Source organism: Dermabacter sp., assembly GCF_032550575.1.
Lineage (GTDB): Bacteria > Actinomycetota > Actinomycetes > Actinomycetales > Dermabacteraceae > Dermabacter > Dermabacter hominis.
The window spans coordinates 104,310-118,186 of sequence record NZ_JAWFZC010000002.1 but is presented as its reverse complement, the minus strand read 5'-3'; the positions used below and the strand labels follow the sequence as shown (position 1 = coordinate 118,186).

Sequence of the window (13,877 nt, the reverse complement as noted above, 5' to 3'; positions counted from 1 at the left end):
CCGCCTCGCTCCGTAGATTCAAACTTTTGACGAGGAGACACCATGAGCCAGCAGGAATGGCTGAGTAAGGACTTTTATAAGATCCTCGGCGTCTCCCAGGACGCCTCCGCAGCAGAAATCAAGAAGGCCTATCGCAAGAAGGCGAAGGAGCTGCATCCGGATAGGCATCCCGGGGATGCCGCGGCGGAAGAACGCTTCAAGGAAGTGGGCGAGGCCTACTCGATCCTGAGCGACGCGGAGCAGCGCAAGCAGTACGACGCGATCCGCGCGATGGGCGCGGGCGGTGCGCGCTTCGCCTCGGGCCCCGGCGGTGCAGCCGGCGGCGGATTTGAGGATCTCTTCGGTGCCTTTACCGGCGGTGGTTTCGGTGGTGGCGCGGGCGGCGTCAATATCGAAGACCTCATGGGGATGTTTGGCGGAGGTGGCTTCGGCGGGGGTCAGGGCCGTGCAGGCTTCTCGCCGAACGGCGGCTTTGGGCGCCAAGCACCTCAAAAAGGCGCCGACGTGAGCGCAAGCGTTAAGCTCAGCTTCCGCGACGCAGTGCTCGGAACCGAGGTGTCGTTTAGTGCGGGCGGTCGGAACATCACGACCCGTATTCCCGCGGGCGTTCACGACGGACAGAAGATTCGGCTCAGGGGCAAAGGGCAAGCGTCGGCGAACGGTGGCGCCCCCGGCGACCTCATGCTGACCGCGAAGGTTGCACCCCACCCGCTTTACACCATGGACGGGATTAACCTGCGGGTAAACGTCCCCGTCACCGCCGCGGAAGCCGCGTTCGGCACGACCATAAGCGTGCCCCTTATCGATGGCTCAAACGTGAAGCTCAAGGTGCCCGCCGGCACTCCATCCGGGCGCACCCTGCGTGCCAAAGGGAAGGGCGTACGGGCCAAGAAGGGCACGGGTGATCTGCTCGTGACGCTTACGATTGCGCTTCCCGATACGCTCAGTGAAACCGCCGAGCGCGCCCTTCGCGACTTCGCCGAGGCGACGAGCGAGTTCGACCCCCGGGCGGATTTTGCGGAGAACGCCACCCGGTAGCACCACGACCGACGGCCACGAGAAGGAGGAGACATGGCACCGTCACGTTTCGATGAGCACGCGGGAGTCTTCGTCATCTCGGTCGCGGCCGAGCTTACGGGGATGCACCCGCAAACCCTACGCACCTACGATCGGCTTGGGATTGTGTCGCCGCAGCGCACGAGTGGGCGCGGGCGACGCTACAGCGCATGGAACATCGCGCAGTTGAGGCAAGTCCAAGCCCTCTCGCAAGAGGAAGGCATCAACCTCGCGGGTATCAAGCGCATCTTTGAGCTTCAAAACGAAGTGGAGCGGCTGCGCGCGCAACTCGACGAACTGACCGAGGAACGCGACGCACAGCGCAAGCGGGACACGAGGATCTTCGCGACCTCGCAAACCGGTGAAGTCGAAGCGATGCGCCGCGGTCAGCGGCCGCGTCGCCGCCAAGCGGGTGCGCTTGTCGTGTGGAGACCCGAAGGTCCGCGCTAACGCGTGAGCTGGCTCCGGTAGAACTCGCGCCACTGCTCGGCGACCGACGCCCTCGAATAGCGGGCGGCGCCTTCGCGCGCGGCCTGCTGGGCTTTCGCGTAAACGGTGGGGGAGTCCTTCAGCCTCGTGAGGGCCTCGACGAACCCGTCGATCTCGCCGCGCCCGGCCTGAACGCGCGTCGCGTGATCGAACAGCACGCCTTCGTAGTACACGAGGTCCCGAACCACGATGGGGGTGTCGGTTGCCATGGCTTCGAGGATCGTCATGGGAAAGAGCTCCTCGTAGCTTGGCAGGAAAAATGCATCCGCGGCGTTGAAGCACTCATTCATCTCCTCGCGCGGCACAAGTCCAATGAGCTTGACGTTCGCGGGGAGATTCTCTTTTGCCTTTTTGATTTGTTCGTAGCCGCTCGTGATGCGACCGAAAGAAAAATCCCCGGCCCACACGAAGAGCACCTCAGGCATTGCGCGTGCAACGTCGAGAAGATCAAAGAATCCCTTGCGGGTTTGCAGCTGGCCTGCGCACATGACCACGAAGCGAGTGTCGTCTGCGCCCCAGGCCCGTCGTCGTTGGGCGATGCTCTCGTTTCTCTCGAGAGGATGGAACTGTTCCTCCGAGACGAAATTCGGGATAAACGTAATGCGGGACGGATCGAATCCGTATGTGCTTTCGAGCGCTGTGATGAACCAGGGATTGACCGTGACGAGCGTATCCGTAGTGCGGTAGAAGTTCAGCATGTAGCGGTAGAACGCCCAGCGTGCCGGTTTCGGCATCGCGATCGAATCATCGACGGTCTCCGGAATAAAGTGCACGTGGGCGAGCGTCGCCCCACGCCGCTTGGCGAGGGGGATCGCAGCGCGATATTCCGGATTGATGGAATGGAAATGGTTGATGTCGCCGAAGCTTCCGAGGCGGGCTCGCGGGTTGATATCGAATTCGTCGCCGAGCTCTGCGCTGATGAGTGCAACCTGCTCAAGGTAGGCGCTTCCCACCCCCTGGCCCGCGACGGAGTCGGCTTTCGAAAATGCGTGAATACGTGGTTTCGCCATGTACGTGCCCTTTACCAGGGGAGAAGATTGGTCACGAGCGCGCTAATGCCGAGCCCGTATGCCACGAGGGTGGGGATCTTACCCAGGAGGATGATCCACGTGTACGTCGAGAACTTCATTTTCGTCGTGCCCGCGAGGTAGCAGAGGAGGTCATCCGGGGCGATGGGCAGCACGATCGCAGCTGCGAATAATGTCGTGAAACCGGATTTTCGCGTCCACCCGAGGTACTTTTCGATCGTCTTCTCGCTAAACATTGCCTCGATGAGAGCCATGCCCACCTGGCGCGCCACAATAAAATTGGTGAGCGAGCCGGCGCACACCGCGAGCCAGTTATAGATTGTGCCCTCGATCGGCCCGAACAGAATTGGAGCAGCGATCACGAGAAGCCCGGCGGGGATGATAGGAAACATCACCGAGGCGAAGCTAGCCGCCATAAAACCTATCGGTCCCCAGATCCCGAGTGAGTCGATGTACGCCTGAAGAGAATCGAGGGACTCGAGCGTGCCGGTCTTGATACCCCACGCAACGAGGCCGATCGAGAACGCGAGCCCTACGAACGGCATGACCTTGACCGCGATCTGAATGGCCTTCTTGTGGGCGGTGACGCGTTCGGCGGTGTGCTCACCGAAGCGCGACTGATGGTGCTCTTTCGCACTCATCCCCTCACGCGGTTCGATCGCGGGAGCGATATTGGTGCGTGAACGTTCCGTAGGAGTGAACGGAAGTTTCTCGGCCCCCGGGAACGCTGGCGAGGAGTCTTCGGTCGGTGCGGTCGTGGTGTCCTCGTGTGCACTCATGCGGCCAGGCGCTCTTCTCCATTGGTCGTGGGGTGAGGCGTCTTTGTAACGCTCTCGCGGTGGGTGGAAATCTTCAGGCTCAGCGGGCTGCGGCGGCGCCCGGTTCCGACGCTTGCGAGCACCTTTTCGTAGACCTCTTTGGCGGATCGTCCAAAAGCTTCCGCCGAGAAAACTGTGGCGGCGCGCTTGGCGGCGCAGGCTGCCATGCGGGCACGCAGCGCATCGTCTTCGAGGATGTCGGCAAGGCGCGCGGCGAACTGGGTCGAGTCCCCGTAGGTGTAACCAGTTTTACCTTCGAGGATCACGCCGTCGAGCGAGTCATCCTTGCGGCACAGGAGCGGGACTCCACATGCCATGGCCTCGATGAACGTGAGGCCCTGGGTTTCGCTGAGCGAGGCAGAAACAAAGAGATCGGCCATGCGGTAGTAGTCGGCGACTTCCTCGGGAGCGCGGAAACCCGCGAAACGCACCATATCCCTGATCCCGAGGTGGTCGACGAGGTCCTCGAGTTCGTTACGTGACGGGCCGTCACCGACCAGCACGAAAACGGTTTCGGCGGGGCGGGCCTTTGCAAGGTGGCGCAGCACGTCGTCGACGCTCTTTTCTTTCGCAAGACGGCACACCGACAGGAGAACCTTCGTGCCTTCAGCGATACCAAGCTCGCGGCGAATCTCGCGGCTGCGCTCGAGGTCCTCGTTCGTCTCAGCGGCGTGGAAACGCGAGAGATCGAGACCCGTGGGGATCACGGCGATGGGCTGTGTGACGCCGTAGCCGCGAAGAAGCCTCTCGACCTTTGCCGTCGGCGTGATCACCGCACTGACCTGCTCGCAAAACTTCTTCGAGAAGGCCGTGATCATCTTCTTGCCCATGGTTTTCGTGGGCGCGTAGTAGTGGGTGTAATCCTCGTAAATCGTGTGATAGGTGTGCACGATCGGGATGTCGAGCGCCTTGGCGATCGTTCTGGCCCATAGGAAGGTCGAGAACTCGCACTGCGAATGAATAACATCCGGGTGCCACTGCTCGATCTCCCGGCGGATCTTCCGGTTGGGGAGCACAGAAATGCGGGCGTGATCGTAAAACATGGAAGCGTTGAGCGATGCGAGGCGATACACGCCATCGCGCGACGACGACCGTAGGGACTCCGCGAGAGTCAGCACTCGTACGTCGCACCCGAGCATCTCGAGTTGCTTTTTGAGCGTGAGAACGCTCGTCACGACCCCGTTGACAACCGGCTCGTACCAGTCGGTTGTAATGAGGACCTTGAGGGGTGCTCGTTCACTTCTGTGCATCATCATGTCTCCATCGTGAGTCGCGGAGGCCTGTGGACGCATCGGTCTGGAGGATCGACTCAATCATCCTCGAGACTGATATTGCTCGAGCCGCGGGGCTGAGACTCCGCCAGCAAGCGAGGCCGCAAACCCGCAGGCGGGCGCGTCGCCACAACGCTTCGCACCTCGAGACTATGTGCCCTGTGTTTCGGGGCGGTGAACGCCATCCCGGAGTTTTCCCGGAATTGCGTGCGGGGAGAAAAGCCTCAGTTGCGCGAAGTCACGCGCGCGGGAACGCAACTGAGGGCTTGAGGCTCGATATAGTCGCGGCTATGGTGCACACGGAAAATTCGCCGGAAGCGGCGGCCGCGCTCGATATACAACCGGTCATCGTCGGGGGTGACATCGGCGCATACTCACTCGCGCGAGCCTTTCACGAGGCGTACGGGGTCAAGTCGATCGTTGTGAGCGCGAAACTTGGATGGCAGATCGCGAGGAGCGCGATTATCGACAACGTGCTGTGCGAGGATCCCATGGACCCTGGCGTGCTCGCACCGTCGCTCACAGCAATTGCCGAGAAAATCGGGGCTGAGCGGCCGAACGCTCAGGTCATCCTTTTGGGTTCCGCCGATGCCACGGTCAAATCCATCATCCGTGTCCGCGATGAGCTGGGAGCAATGGATCCCGCGTGGATCGTGCCGTACGTGGGCCTCGAGGCGTTCGAGGCCGGCACCGAGAAGAACAACTTCACGCGCCTGTGCGAAAAGCTCGGTGTTGACCACCCCGAAACGGTGATCGTCGACCTCGCAGCGGGGGTGCCTGAATCATTCGACCTCCCCTTTAACTACCCCGTAATCGCGAAACCAGCCGACGTTTCGGCATGGAAGCGAACGAGTTTTGTTGGGAAATCCAAGGTCCACACGGTAGCGAACGAACAGGATCTCCGTTCACTCTTTGCCAAGATCCACGGGGCCGGCTACCGCAAGGCGATCATCGTTCAGGACCTCATTCCCGGCGACGATCAAAACATGCGCATCCTCACCGCCTATTGCGACCGTAACTCCCGTATCCGATTTGCCTCGTGGGGGCGGACGCTGCTCGAGGAGCACACTCCCGGCGCCATTGGTAATCCCGCAGCGATCGTTTCGGGCGTCAATCGCGAAGCCGTGGCACAGGCCCAAAAAATTGTGAGTGAACTCGGTTGGACCGGCTACGCGAACTTCGACCTCAAGTATGATCCGCGAACGGGCCGAACCGTGTTCTTTGAGCTTAACCCCCGACTTGGCCGATCGAACTACTACATCACCGCAGCCGGCCACAACCCCGTCACCTACTACGTCAACGAGCACATCCTCGATGCCCTCGGAGAGCCGGGGGAGATTGTTCAGGACCAGCCAGAAACGCTCTACACCGTGGTGCCGGTGGCCCTCGTCAAGCACTACACCCGCGATCCCGAATCGCGCGCGATCCTCAAGCGCGTACTCAAAGCGGGGCGCGTCAAGAATCCGCTCAACTATCGCGGAGTCGAAAAAGATCCGAAACGCTGGTTTTACTACTACGCGGCTCTCGTGAACTACGTGAAAAAATTCCGCACTCACTACAAGCCCGATACCGCGGACGTACAGGCCTCTGGGGAGAAGTGATGACGGTGTGGCAGACCCCTTTCGTAGGGGTACTTGGAGGGGTAGGCCCCGGGGCAACGGCCGTGTTCATGGACGTCCTTGTGCGAGCGACCGCTGCTCGAACGGACCAGGACCACATCGATTGCATCGTAATGCAGCACGCGAGTACCCCCGATCGTACGCGCCATATCCTCGACGCAGCGCATGCGGAGGACCCGGGCCCTGTGCTTGCCCACGATGCGGCGTTTTTGGAGAATGCGGGAGCGTCGTTTCTTGTGCTGCCCTGCAATACCGCCCATCACTACGCCGAAGCGATCGATTCCACTGCGCAGGTGGACCTGCTGTCCATCGTCGAGGTCACCGTGCGAGCCGCCGCCAAACGTCTTCGTGAGCGCCGAGCAGAGGATTCGCCGGTTGCGATCTTTGCGACTGAAGGCAATATTCACGCAAACGTTTACCAGGATGCGCTAGCGCGCGCGGGCCTCGCGTCGATGGTTCCCGACCGGGACGTTCAAGAGGTCGTGAACTCTCTCATCTACGACCAGGTCAAAGCCGGCCGCCCCGTCGACCTCCCGGCCCTTTCGGGCATCATCGACGCAATGGAGGCAGCTGGTGCCGGTGCGGTGATCTTTGGATGTACCGAACTGAGTTTGATCTTCGACAAGGAATCGATGTCAGGCGACAGGCGCATTGTTGACTCGCTGCGTGAGCTCGCGAAGGCGACGGTCAAGAAGACAGGCAAGCGGCTCACTCCCGCCTTTGCTCATTAGAGTTTTTCCTTTTCTGTGACATTCACAGCAGAGAGGTGCATACTGGTAATGCAACAGGGTTGCCACTAGCGCAACGCGAGATAGATTCTCGTGACGTGATAGCCCGGCGCCCTTGAGCACAGCAGCCGGGCTCCGGCCGCGCCGATCGCACGATGCTCAACGCAGCGCATTCGCGCGATCGCACATACGCAGCGCTGCGTACCGATCCGCGAGACTTCGCGTGAATTAAGGAGAACTCCATGACTGAGAAACCCGCTACCTCCGTATCCGAACTCGAAGCCCTCAAGACCATCCAGAATGGCGAAAAGCAGAAGCTCACCTTCTCCGACGCTGAAATGGAACGCCGCATCAGCGGTCTTCGGGACATCATGGCCGCAAAGGACCTCGACGCTGTTGTGCTCACGAGTTTCCACGGCATCAAGTACTACTCCGACTTTCTCTTCACGTACTTCGGTCGGCACTACGCCTTCGTCGTGACGCAGGAGAACACGTGCACGATCTCTGCCAATATCGATGCGGGCATGCCGTGGCGTACAAGTTACGGTGACAACATCGTGTACACCGATTGGAACCGCGATAACTATTACGAGGGTATTCGTGAGGCGCTCCGCCGCGCGGGAGTCTCGCCAAAGCGTGTCGGTGTCGAGGATGACTCCCTTCCCACGCTCTTGCGCAGTCGCCTCGAGAATGCCCTAAGCGGCGCAGAGCTCGTAGATATCTCGCTCGAATCCATGCGTCAGCGAATGTTCAAGAGTGCTGAGGAGATCGAAGTCATCAAGCACGGCGCGCGCATCGCCGACCTCGGTGGTGAGGCGATCCGCGAGGCCATTCGCCCCGGTGTGACCGAGTATGAGGTGGCGCTTGCGGGTACCGAGGCGATGGTGCATGAAATCGCGAAGACCTTCCCGCATCGCGAGGTGCGTGATACGTGGGTGTGGTTCCAGTCGGGGATTAACACCGACGGCGCCCATAACTGGCCGACCACGCGCAAGCTTGAGGCGGGCGACATTCTCTCGCTCAACTGCTTCCCGATGACCTCGGGCTACTACACGGCCCTGGAACGCACACTGTTCGTGGGAGAGCCGAGCCCCGAAGCACGCCGATACTGGGACATCAACGTGGAGGTTCACGAGGCGGGCCTCGAGCTCATCAAACCAGGTGCGGTGTGCAAGGATATCGCCGCTGAGCTGAACAAGATTTACGTGGGCTACGGCCTCTTGCCGAAGCGCACCTTTGGCTACGGCCACTCGTTCGGTGTGCTCTCGCATTATTACGGCCGTGAGGCAGGGCTTGAGCTGCGCGAAGACATCGATACCGTGATCGAACCCGGCATGGTTGTGTCGATGGAGCCGATGATCACGATTCCCGAGGGCGAGCCCGGCGCGGGTGGCTACCGTGAGCACGACATTCTCGTGGTCGGCGAAGATGGTGTAGAGAACATTACGAAGTTCCCGTACGGCCCGGAGAAGAACATCATCCCGGCCTGAAGTCTCGCATCTTGAGCTAACACGCGGTGCGGCCACCGCATCGTGGCCGCGCCGCGTACGCTTTTTCGTTAGTTGCGCCCGATTCGATTCATCCCGCCCCATCTCCAGGAGCCAACCGTGGACATCGACCCGACTATTCTCGACACCGCCGTATCCCCACGTCCCGAACGCGACCTCGCTTTTACCGCAGCCCCCGACTATGCCTCGTGGTGTCGAGGGCGCTCCGTCGTGCTCATCCCCGTTGGCGCTCTCGAGCAGCACGGCCCCCACATGCCACTCGGTACCGACGCACTTCTCTCGCACGCCGTGGCACGCGGAGCGTGCGATCTCGTCAACGCCAAGGCGCATGGTGACGTTGACCCGGTAAAAGTCGCGCAGCCGTTCGTATACGGCTATAAATCGCAGCAAAAGTCCGGCGGGGGTAATCACCTCCCCGGCACAATTAGCCTCGATGCCGAGACTCTCACGAGCTACGCACGTGACATCACGCGCGGTTTTTTCGCGCAGGGGGTAAGCAGCGTGGTGTTCGTCAACGGACACTATGAGAACTACCAATTCCTCTACGAAGGCGTGGATCTTGCCCTTCGGGACCTCGGGATCGTGCAGGGCTCCGAGCGCAGCGCGCTCTTACTTAGCTATTGGGACTATGTAGATGACGCGACGCTCGCGAAGGTCTATCCCGACGGCTTCCCGGGATGGGACATCGAGCACGGGGGTGTTCTCGAAACTGCCCTTATGATGCGCCTTTACCCGAGCCTCGTGAATGAATCCCTGATGGTCGATCACCCCGCAGCTGATCTTCCTCGCTTCGACCGTCTCCCCGTCGTACCGGGGCGTACGCCCGAAACGGGCTGCCTCTCGTCACCGCGAGGGGCCAGCCGCGAAAAAGGGGAGTGGCTCTTTTGTGCAGCGGCTTCTGCTATCGCTGCTGACCTCCTCCAAGAACTGAACCTCACCTAAGCGCTTACAAGCGTCCGCCCTCAACGAAGGATAGAACTATGCCCCGACCGAGAACGCCCGAACCGGATCAGGCTGGGCCAGAGCATTCGCTCGAGGAGCCGAGCACTCAGACCACGGAGGTGCAGCTTCCTCGCTTCCGCGGTTCGATCATTCCACCTATCGATTCGCTCATCATTAAGGCGCTTCCACCGATCCTTATCGTGTGCGTTGTCATTGCGGTCGTCGTCAACCCCGACGGAACCGCGAACGTGATCGATGGCCTTCGCACACAGATCACGGCGGGGTGGACCTGGTATTTCGTCGCCTACTCGGTGCTCGCGGTCGCCCTGTGCGTGTGGTTGACGTTTTCGAAGCTCGGCAAGGTGCGCCTCGGAGGTCCGAAAGCGAAGCCCGAGCACTCGGCTTTCGCGTGGTATTCGATGCTCTTCGCCTGCGGGCAGGGCATTGGCCTCATTTTCTGGTCACTCGCGCAGCCGATCATGATGAAGGAAGATGCGGCGATCCTCCCGATCACGGGAAATCCGGGCGAGGGCGGAATCGTGTGGACATACTTCCACTGGGGCTTTACGGCGTGGGCGATCTACGGCGGTATCGCTGCTTGCCTTGCCTACTCGCACCACAACCTCGGCAAAACCCTCACCTTCAGGGAGGCGACCGTCGACATCCTTCCTAAGAAGGCGCAGCGCCCCGCCGGCGTGGTCATCGAGATGCTTGCGATCATCGCGACCGTTCTCGGTCTTGCAACGAGCTTCTCGTTTGCCGCCATTCAGTTCTCTTCGGGTCTAAGCTCGCTCACGAGTCTGGAAAGCGGCAATACGGTGTGGCTCATCGTGATCGCTGTGTTCGCTGTTCTTGCAGCATTCTCCGCCTTCATGGGTGTGGATAAAGGAATGAAACGCATTTCCGAGCTCAACACGATTCTTTCGGTCGTTCTCGTGCTCGGTGTGCTTCTTTTCGGACCCACCGTCTATATCCTCTCGAACCTTGTGCAAACCTCGGGAAGTTTCATCAGCAACTTCCTTTCTATGAGCTTCTTTACGGCGCCCGAACTCACGATGACCCCGATCGATTCGTGGCAGGACAGCTGGAACGGCTGGTGGACCGTGTTCATCTGGTGCTGGGTGATTGCATTCAGCCCCTTCGTTGCCGGCTTCATTGCGCGCATTTCGCGTGGCCGCACGATCCGCGAGTTCGTCGTCGGGGTGACGATCGTGCCGTCGATTATCGTCATGGTCTGGGTGGGCATCATCGCCTCGGCCGGGATGTTCTACGACGAGAAGAGCGGCGGTGCTGTCACCGAAGCGGTCGGGATCGATAATGCTGCGGGCCTCTTTGAAATGCTTGGCATGATCCCCTTCATCGGTACGATCCTCATTATCGTGGCGACCGTCCTCGTGGGCACCTACTACGTGACCTCTCTTGATTCAGGCACGTACGCGCTCGCGGAGTTCGTGAATGCGCCGAAGAAGGCGAGCAGCGCGTTCAGGGTCGTGCTTGTTGTCTCGATCGCCGTTGTCGCGATTGTGCTCCTTTCGCTCGGCTCCGACTCGGTTGTGGACACCGTGCAGACCGGAACGATCATCGGTGCGTTCCCATTCTCGTTCGTGGTGCTGCTCATGATCATCAACCTTTTCAGGCGTTTGCGGCACCGCGACCGCGAGACCCGCTTGCTCGAGCGTGAGGTCAACGACCCCGAGGTTCGCCCCGAGGACTTCACGGTTGATGAGCACGGCCTTCCGCTTCCGCCGGAGGAGATTCCCGCCAACATCCCGAGGCTTCCCGAGAAGGAATAACGCTCGCCACACGATGGGCGAGAGGGCCCCGCTTTGTACGGGGTCCCTCTCGTGGTGATTAGCATGGAGCCGTCATGACGAAAACGACCACACACTCCGCGCCCCAGGCCCCGCGTTCGAATTCCACCATTTCGACCGTCGCCGCAATCCTTCGATGCTTCACGGTCGATGAACCCGAATGCGGCGTCACCGAAATTGCGGAGGCCGTCGGACTTCACAAGTCGAGCGTGTCACGGACCTTGCGCACCCTCGAGGCTGAACGCATGGTTGCGCAAAACCCCGAGACGAAAAAGTACCGGCTGAACTGGGGGCTTTTGTCGATCGTTGGCCCGCTCCTGTCGCACTTGGATCTGCGCTCGCTCGCGTACCCCACCATGAAAGAACTCGCTGGACAGACCCGCGAGACGGTGTCGCTGTGCGTATTCGACGGGATAGAGGCGATCGTGGTCGAGCAGGTGCAGGGCACCGAAATGATCCGCCACGTCACCCCGATCGGCACGCGCTACCTGTCGCTCGCCCACGCAACCGTGCGAGTCTTCCACGCATGGGGCGGGGGAGAGCCCGGCCTGAAAGTCGAGGGAGTTGACGAAGTTCAGCCGGCGGTACTCGGCTGGAGCAAAGAGTCCTACGATCAGCATTGCGCCGAGATTCGCGAGCGCCTCTACGCGGTCAACAACCGTGATTCGAACGCAGACGAGGTCGGTATCGCAAGCCCTATCTTCGATCACCGCGGAGGGATCGTGGGGGCGCTTCTCCTCGCCGCACCTGCGTTCCGGACCTCGGAGGAAAGAATCGACACTCTCTGCCCAGCTGTGCGCGAAGCCGCGGAAACAGTGGGGCGCAGCATGGGGTTTACGCCCGAGAACTTTCGTTAAAAAGGCGGGCGCCGGGCCCGGTGGGTTCCGGGTCCGACGCCTTCCGGTTTTGCGTCGATCGCCTACAGGCGGGCGGTGCTTACTTCTTGATCCACACCGTTGAGTTTGCGGCGAGGATGGTCTTCGCGTCGGGAACGGAAGCGAAGACGACCTCGGCTCCTTCGGGAAGGGCGTGATCCTGATCGGTCGTATTGACGAGCACCGTGATGGGGCCCGAGGTGAGCGAGAGGATGCCCTCACCGAGGGAATCGTTGATCGTGACGTCTGTGCCTTTGCCGAGCTCGAGCTCGCGGCGAAGGCGCAGGGCCGTGCGGTACATCTCGAGCGTCGAATCGGGCTTTCCAGCCTGCTGATCTGCGGCGAGTTCGCCAAAGATCTCGGGCTGGGGGAGCCACGCCTCGCCCGTCGGGGAGTAGCCGTAGGCGGGAGCATTCTTTTCCCAGGGGAGCGGCACGCGGCAGCCGTCGCGGCCCGGAACACCTGCGCGCTTGTGGGCAGGGTCTTCACGCAGCTCGTCGGGGATGTCCGCGACCTCGGGAAGACCAAACTCTTCACCCTGGTAGATGTACGCCGATCCGGGCAGGGCCAGCATGAGGGCCGTGGCGGCGCGTGCGCGGCGCACGCCAAGCTCAAAGTCGGGGTTTTCCTCGCGTGAGAGGCCCTCGCCGAAGCGGTAGCCGTGATCGAAGCCGTAGCGGGTCGCGTGGCGAATCGTATCGTGGTTGGACAGCACCCACGTCGTGGGGGCACCGACCTCATTCGCGAAGGTCAGCGGTTCCATGATCGCCGAGGTAAGGGTCTCAACGCTCCAACCGGCCTGCAAGAACCCGAAGTTGAAGATCTGGTGCATTTCGTCGGGGCGCACGTAGAGGTGCTGGCGGTTCTTAGGAACCCAAGCTTCGGCGACCATCATGCGATCGCCGTCGTATTCGTTCATGATGGCGCGCCACTCGCGGTAGATCTCGTGCACGCCGTCCTGATCAAAGTACACGGGGATGTCGTCGTCATCGCCCGTATCGAGCATCGCGGTTTCCTTGGCCTCGGGCGCATCGGGAAGTCCCTCGGGCTTCACCATGCCGTGCGCGACGTCCACGCGGAAGCCGTCGGCCCCGCGCTCCATCCAGAAACGCAAAACGCCCTCGAACAGTTCGTGAACCTTGGGGTTCTCCCAGTTCCAATCGGGCTGAGAGGTATCGAAGATGTGGAGGTACCACTGGCCCGGCTTACCGTCGGCCTCCGTGACGCGAGTCCAGGCGCTGCCGTGGAAAATCGACTGCCAGTTGTTCGGCGGAAGTTCGCCGTTTTCGCCCTTGCCGTCGCGGAACATGTACATATCGCGTTCAGGCGAGCCGGGCTTTGCCGCAAGGGCCTTCTGGAACAGCTCGTGCTGATCGCTCGAGTGGTTCGGAACGATGTCGACGATCACTTTGATACCGAGCTCGTGTGCGCGGGCGATGAGGTCGTCGGCGTCGCTGATCGAGCCGAAACGTGGATCAACGTCGGTGTAGTTCGAAACGTCGTAACCGCCGTCCTTTTGCGGGGACGTGTAGAACGGGGAGAGCCACAGCGCATCGACGCCCAGGTCCTTGAGGTACTCGAGCTTGGCGGTGATGCCGGGCAAGTCGCCCATGCCGTCACCGTTTGCGTCAGCGAACGAGCGCGGATACACCTGATAAACAACGGCGTCGCGCCACCATTCGTTGGCCATGTGGAAATCCTCCTTGGGTTGTACGTGGTGCCCACGAGGTGC

General features: G+C 61.1%; 12 protein-coding genes. 8 read left to right on the top strand and 4 right to left on the bottom strand.

Going from position 1 to position 13,877, the window contains the following annotated elements; translation table 11 throughout:
* The first annotated feature begins 42 nt into the window (after positions 1-42).
* On the top strand, positions 43-1,038 hold the full coding sequence (locus E6X30_RS03735) for a DnaJ C-terminal domain-containing protein (RefSeq protein WP_070459796.1): 996 nt from the start codon (positions 43-45) through the stop codon (positions 1,036-1,038).
* A 33-nt stretch (positions 1,039-1,071) separates the two neighbouring features.
* Entirely contained in the window at positions 1,072-1,506 is a 435-nt protein-coding gene (locus E6X30_RS03730) for a heat shock protein transcriptional repressor HspR (protein ID WP_016664274.1), read from the top strand.
* Here the strand turns inward: E6X30_RS03730 and E6X30_RS03725 are convergent.
* Genes E6X30_RS03725 through E6X30_RS03715 form a run of 3 tightly spaced genes read right to left on the bottom strand, consistent with a single transcriptional unit; the run spans position 1,503 to position 4,647 of the window.
* Positions 1,503-2,555, bottom strand: coding sequence for a glycosyltransferase family 4 protein (locus tag E6X30_RS03725; protein ID WP_316335758.1), 1,053 nt, complete (start codon positions 2,553-2,555; stop codon positions 1,503-1,505). The genes E6X30_RS03730 and E6X30_RS03725 overlap by 4 nt on opposite strands.
* Positions 2,556-2,566: 11 nt before the next feature.
* On the bottom strand, positions 2,567-3,352 hold the full coding sequence (locus E6X30_RS03720; RefSeq protein WP_016664276.1) for a TVP38/TMEM64 family protein: 786 nt from the start codon (positions 3,350-3,352) through the stop codon (positions 2,567-2,569).
* The gene (locus E6X30_RS03715) at positions 3,349-4,647 is read right to left on the bottom strand and encodes a glycosyltransferase family 4 protein (protein WP_147594903.1); all 1,299 of its coding nucleotides are present in this window, start codon (positions 4,645-4,647) and stop codon (positions 3,349-3,351) included. Before E6X30_RS03715 ends, E6X30_RS03720 begins: the two co-directional genes overlap by 4 nt.
* A gap of 305 nt (positions 4,648-4,952) precedes the next feature.
* On the opposite strand from E6X30_RS03715, the gene E6X30_RS03710 reads away from it, so the two are divergent.
* From E6X30_RS03710 to E6X30_RS03685, 6 genes are all read left to right on the top strand, one after another.
* The gene (locus E6X30_RS03710; RefSeq protein ID WP_259893457.1) at positions 4,953-6,263 is read left to right on the top strand and encodes a hypothetical protein; all 1,311 of its coding nucleotides are present in this window, start codon (positions 4,953-4,955) and stop codon (positions 6,261-6,263) included.
* Entirely contained in the window at positions 6,263-7,012 is a 750-nt protein-coding gene (locus tag E6X30_RS03705) for an aspartate/glutamate racemase family protein (protein WP_016664279.1), read from the top strand. Before E6X30_RS03710 ends, E6X30_RS03705 begins: the two co-directional genes overlap by 1 nt.
* 239 nt (positions 7,013-7,251) lie before the next feature.
* The gene (locus E6X30_RS03700) at positions 7,252-8,499 is read left to right on the top strand and encodes an aminopeptidase P family protein (RefSeq protein WP_070435315.1); all 1,248 of its coding nucleotides are present in this window, start codon (positions 7,252-7,254) and stop codon (positions 8,497-8,499) included.
* A gap of 117 nt (positions 8,500-8,616) precedes the next feature.
* Entirely contained in the window at positions 8,617-9,459 is an 843-nt protein-coding gene (locus tag E6X30_RS03695; protein ID WP_070459779.1) for a creatininase, read from the top strand.
* A 38-nt stretch (positions 9,460-9,497) separates the two neighbouring features.
* Positions 9,498-11,252: a BCCT family transporter gene (locus E6X30_RS03690; protein WP_016664282.1), complete on the top strand. Its 1,755-nt coding sequence runs from the start codon at positions 9,498-9,500 to the stop codon at positions 11,250-11,252.
* A 74-nt stretch (positions 11,253-11,326) separates the two neighbouring features.
* Positions 11,327-12,127, top strand: coding sequence for an IclR family transcriptional regulator (locus E6X30_RS03685; protein WP_070459776.1), 801 nt, complete (start codon positions 11,327-11,329; stop codon positions 12,125-12,127).
* 79 nt (positions 12,128-12,206) lie between these two features.
* Here E6X30_RS03685 and E6X30_RS03680 read toward each other — a convergent pair whose 3' ends face one another.
* Positions 12,207-13,835, bottom strand: coding sequence for a glycoside hydrolase family 13 protein (locus E6X30_RS03680; RefSeq protein WP_070459773.1), 1,629 nt, complete (start codon positions 13,833-13,835; stop codon positions 12,207-12,209).
* Positions 13,836-13,877: the final 42 nt, after the last annotated feature.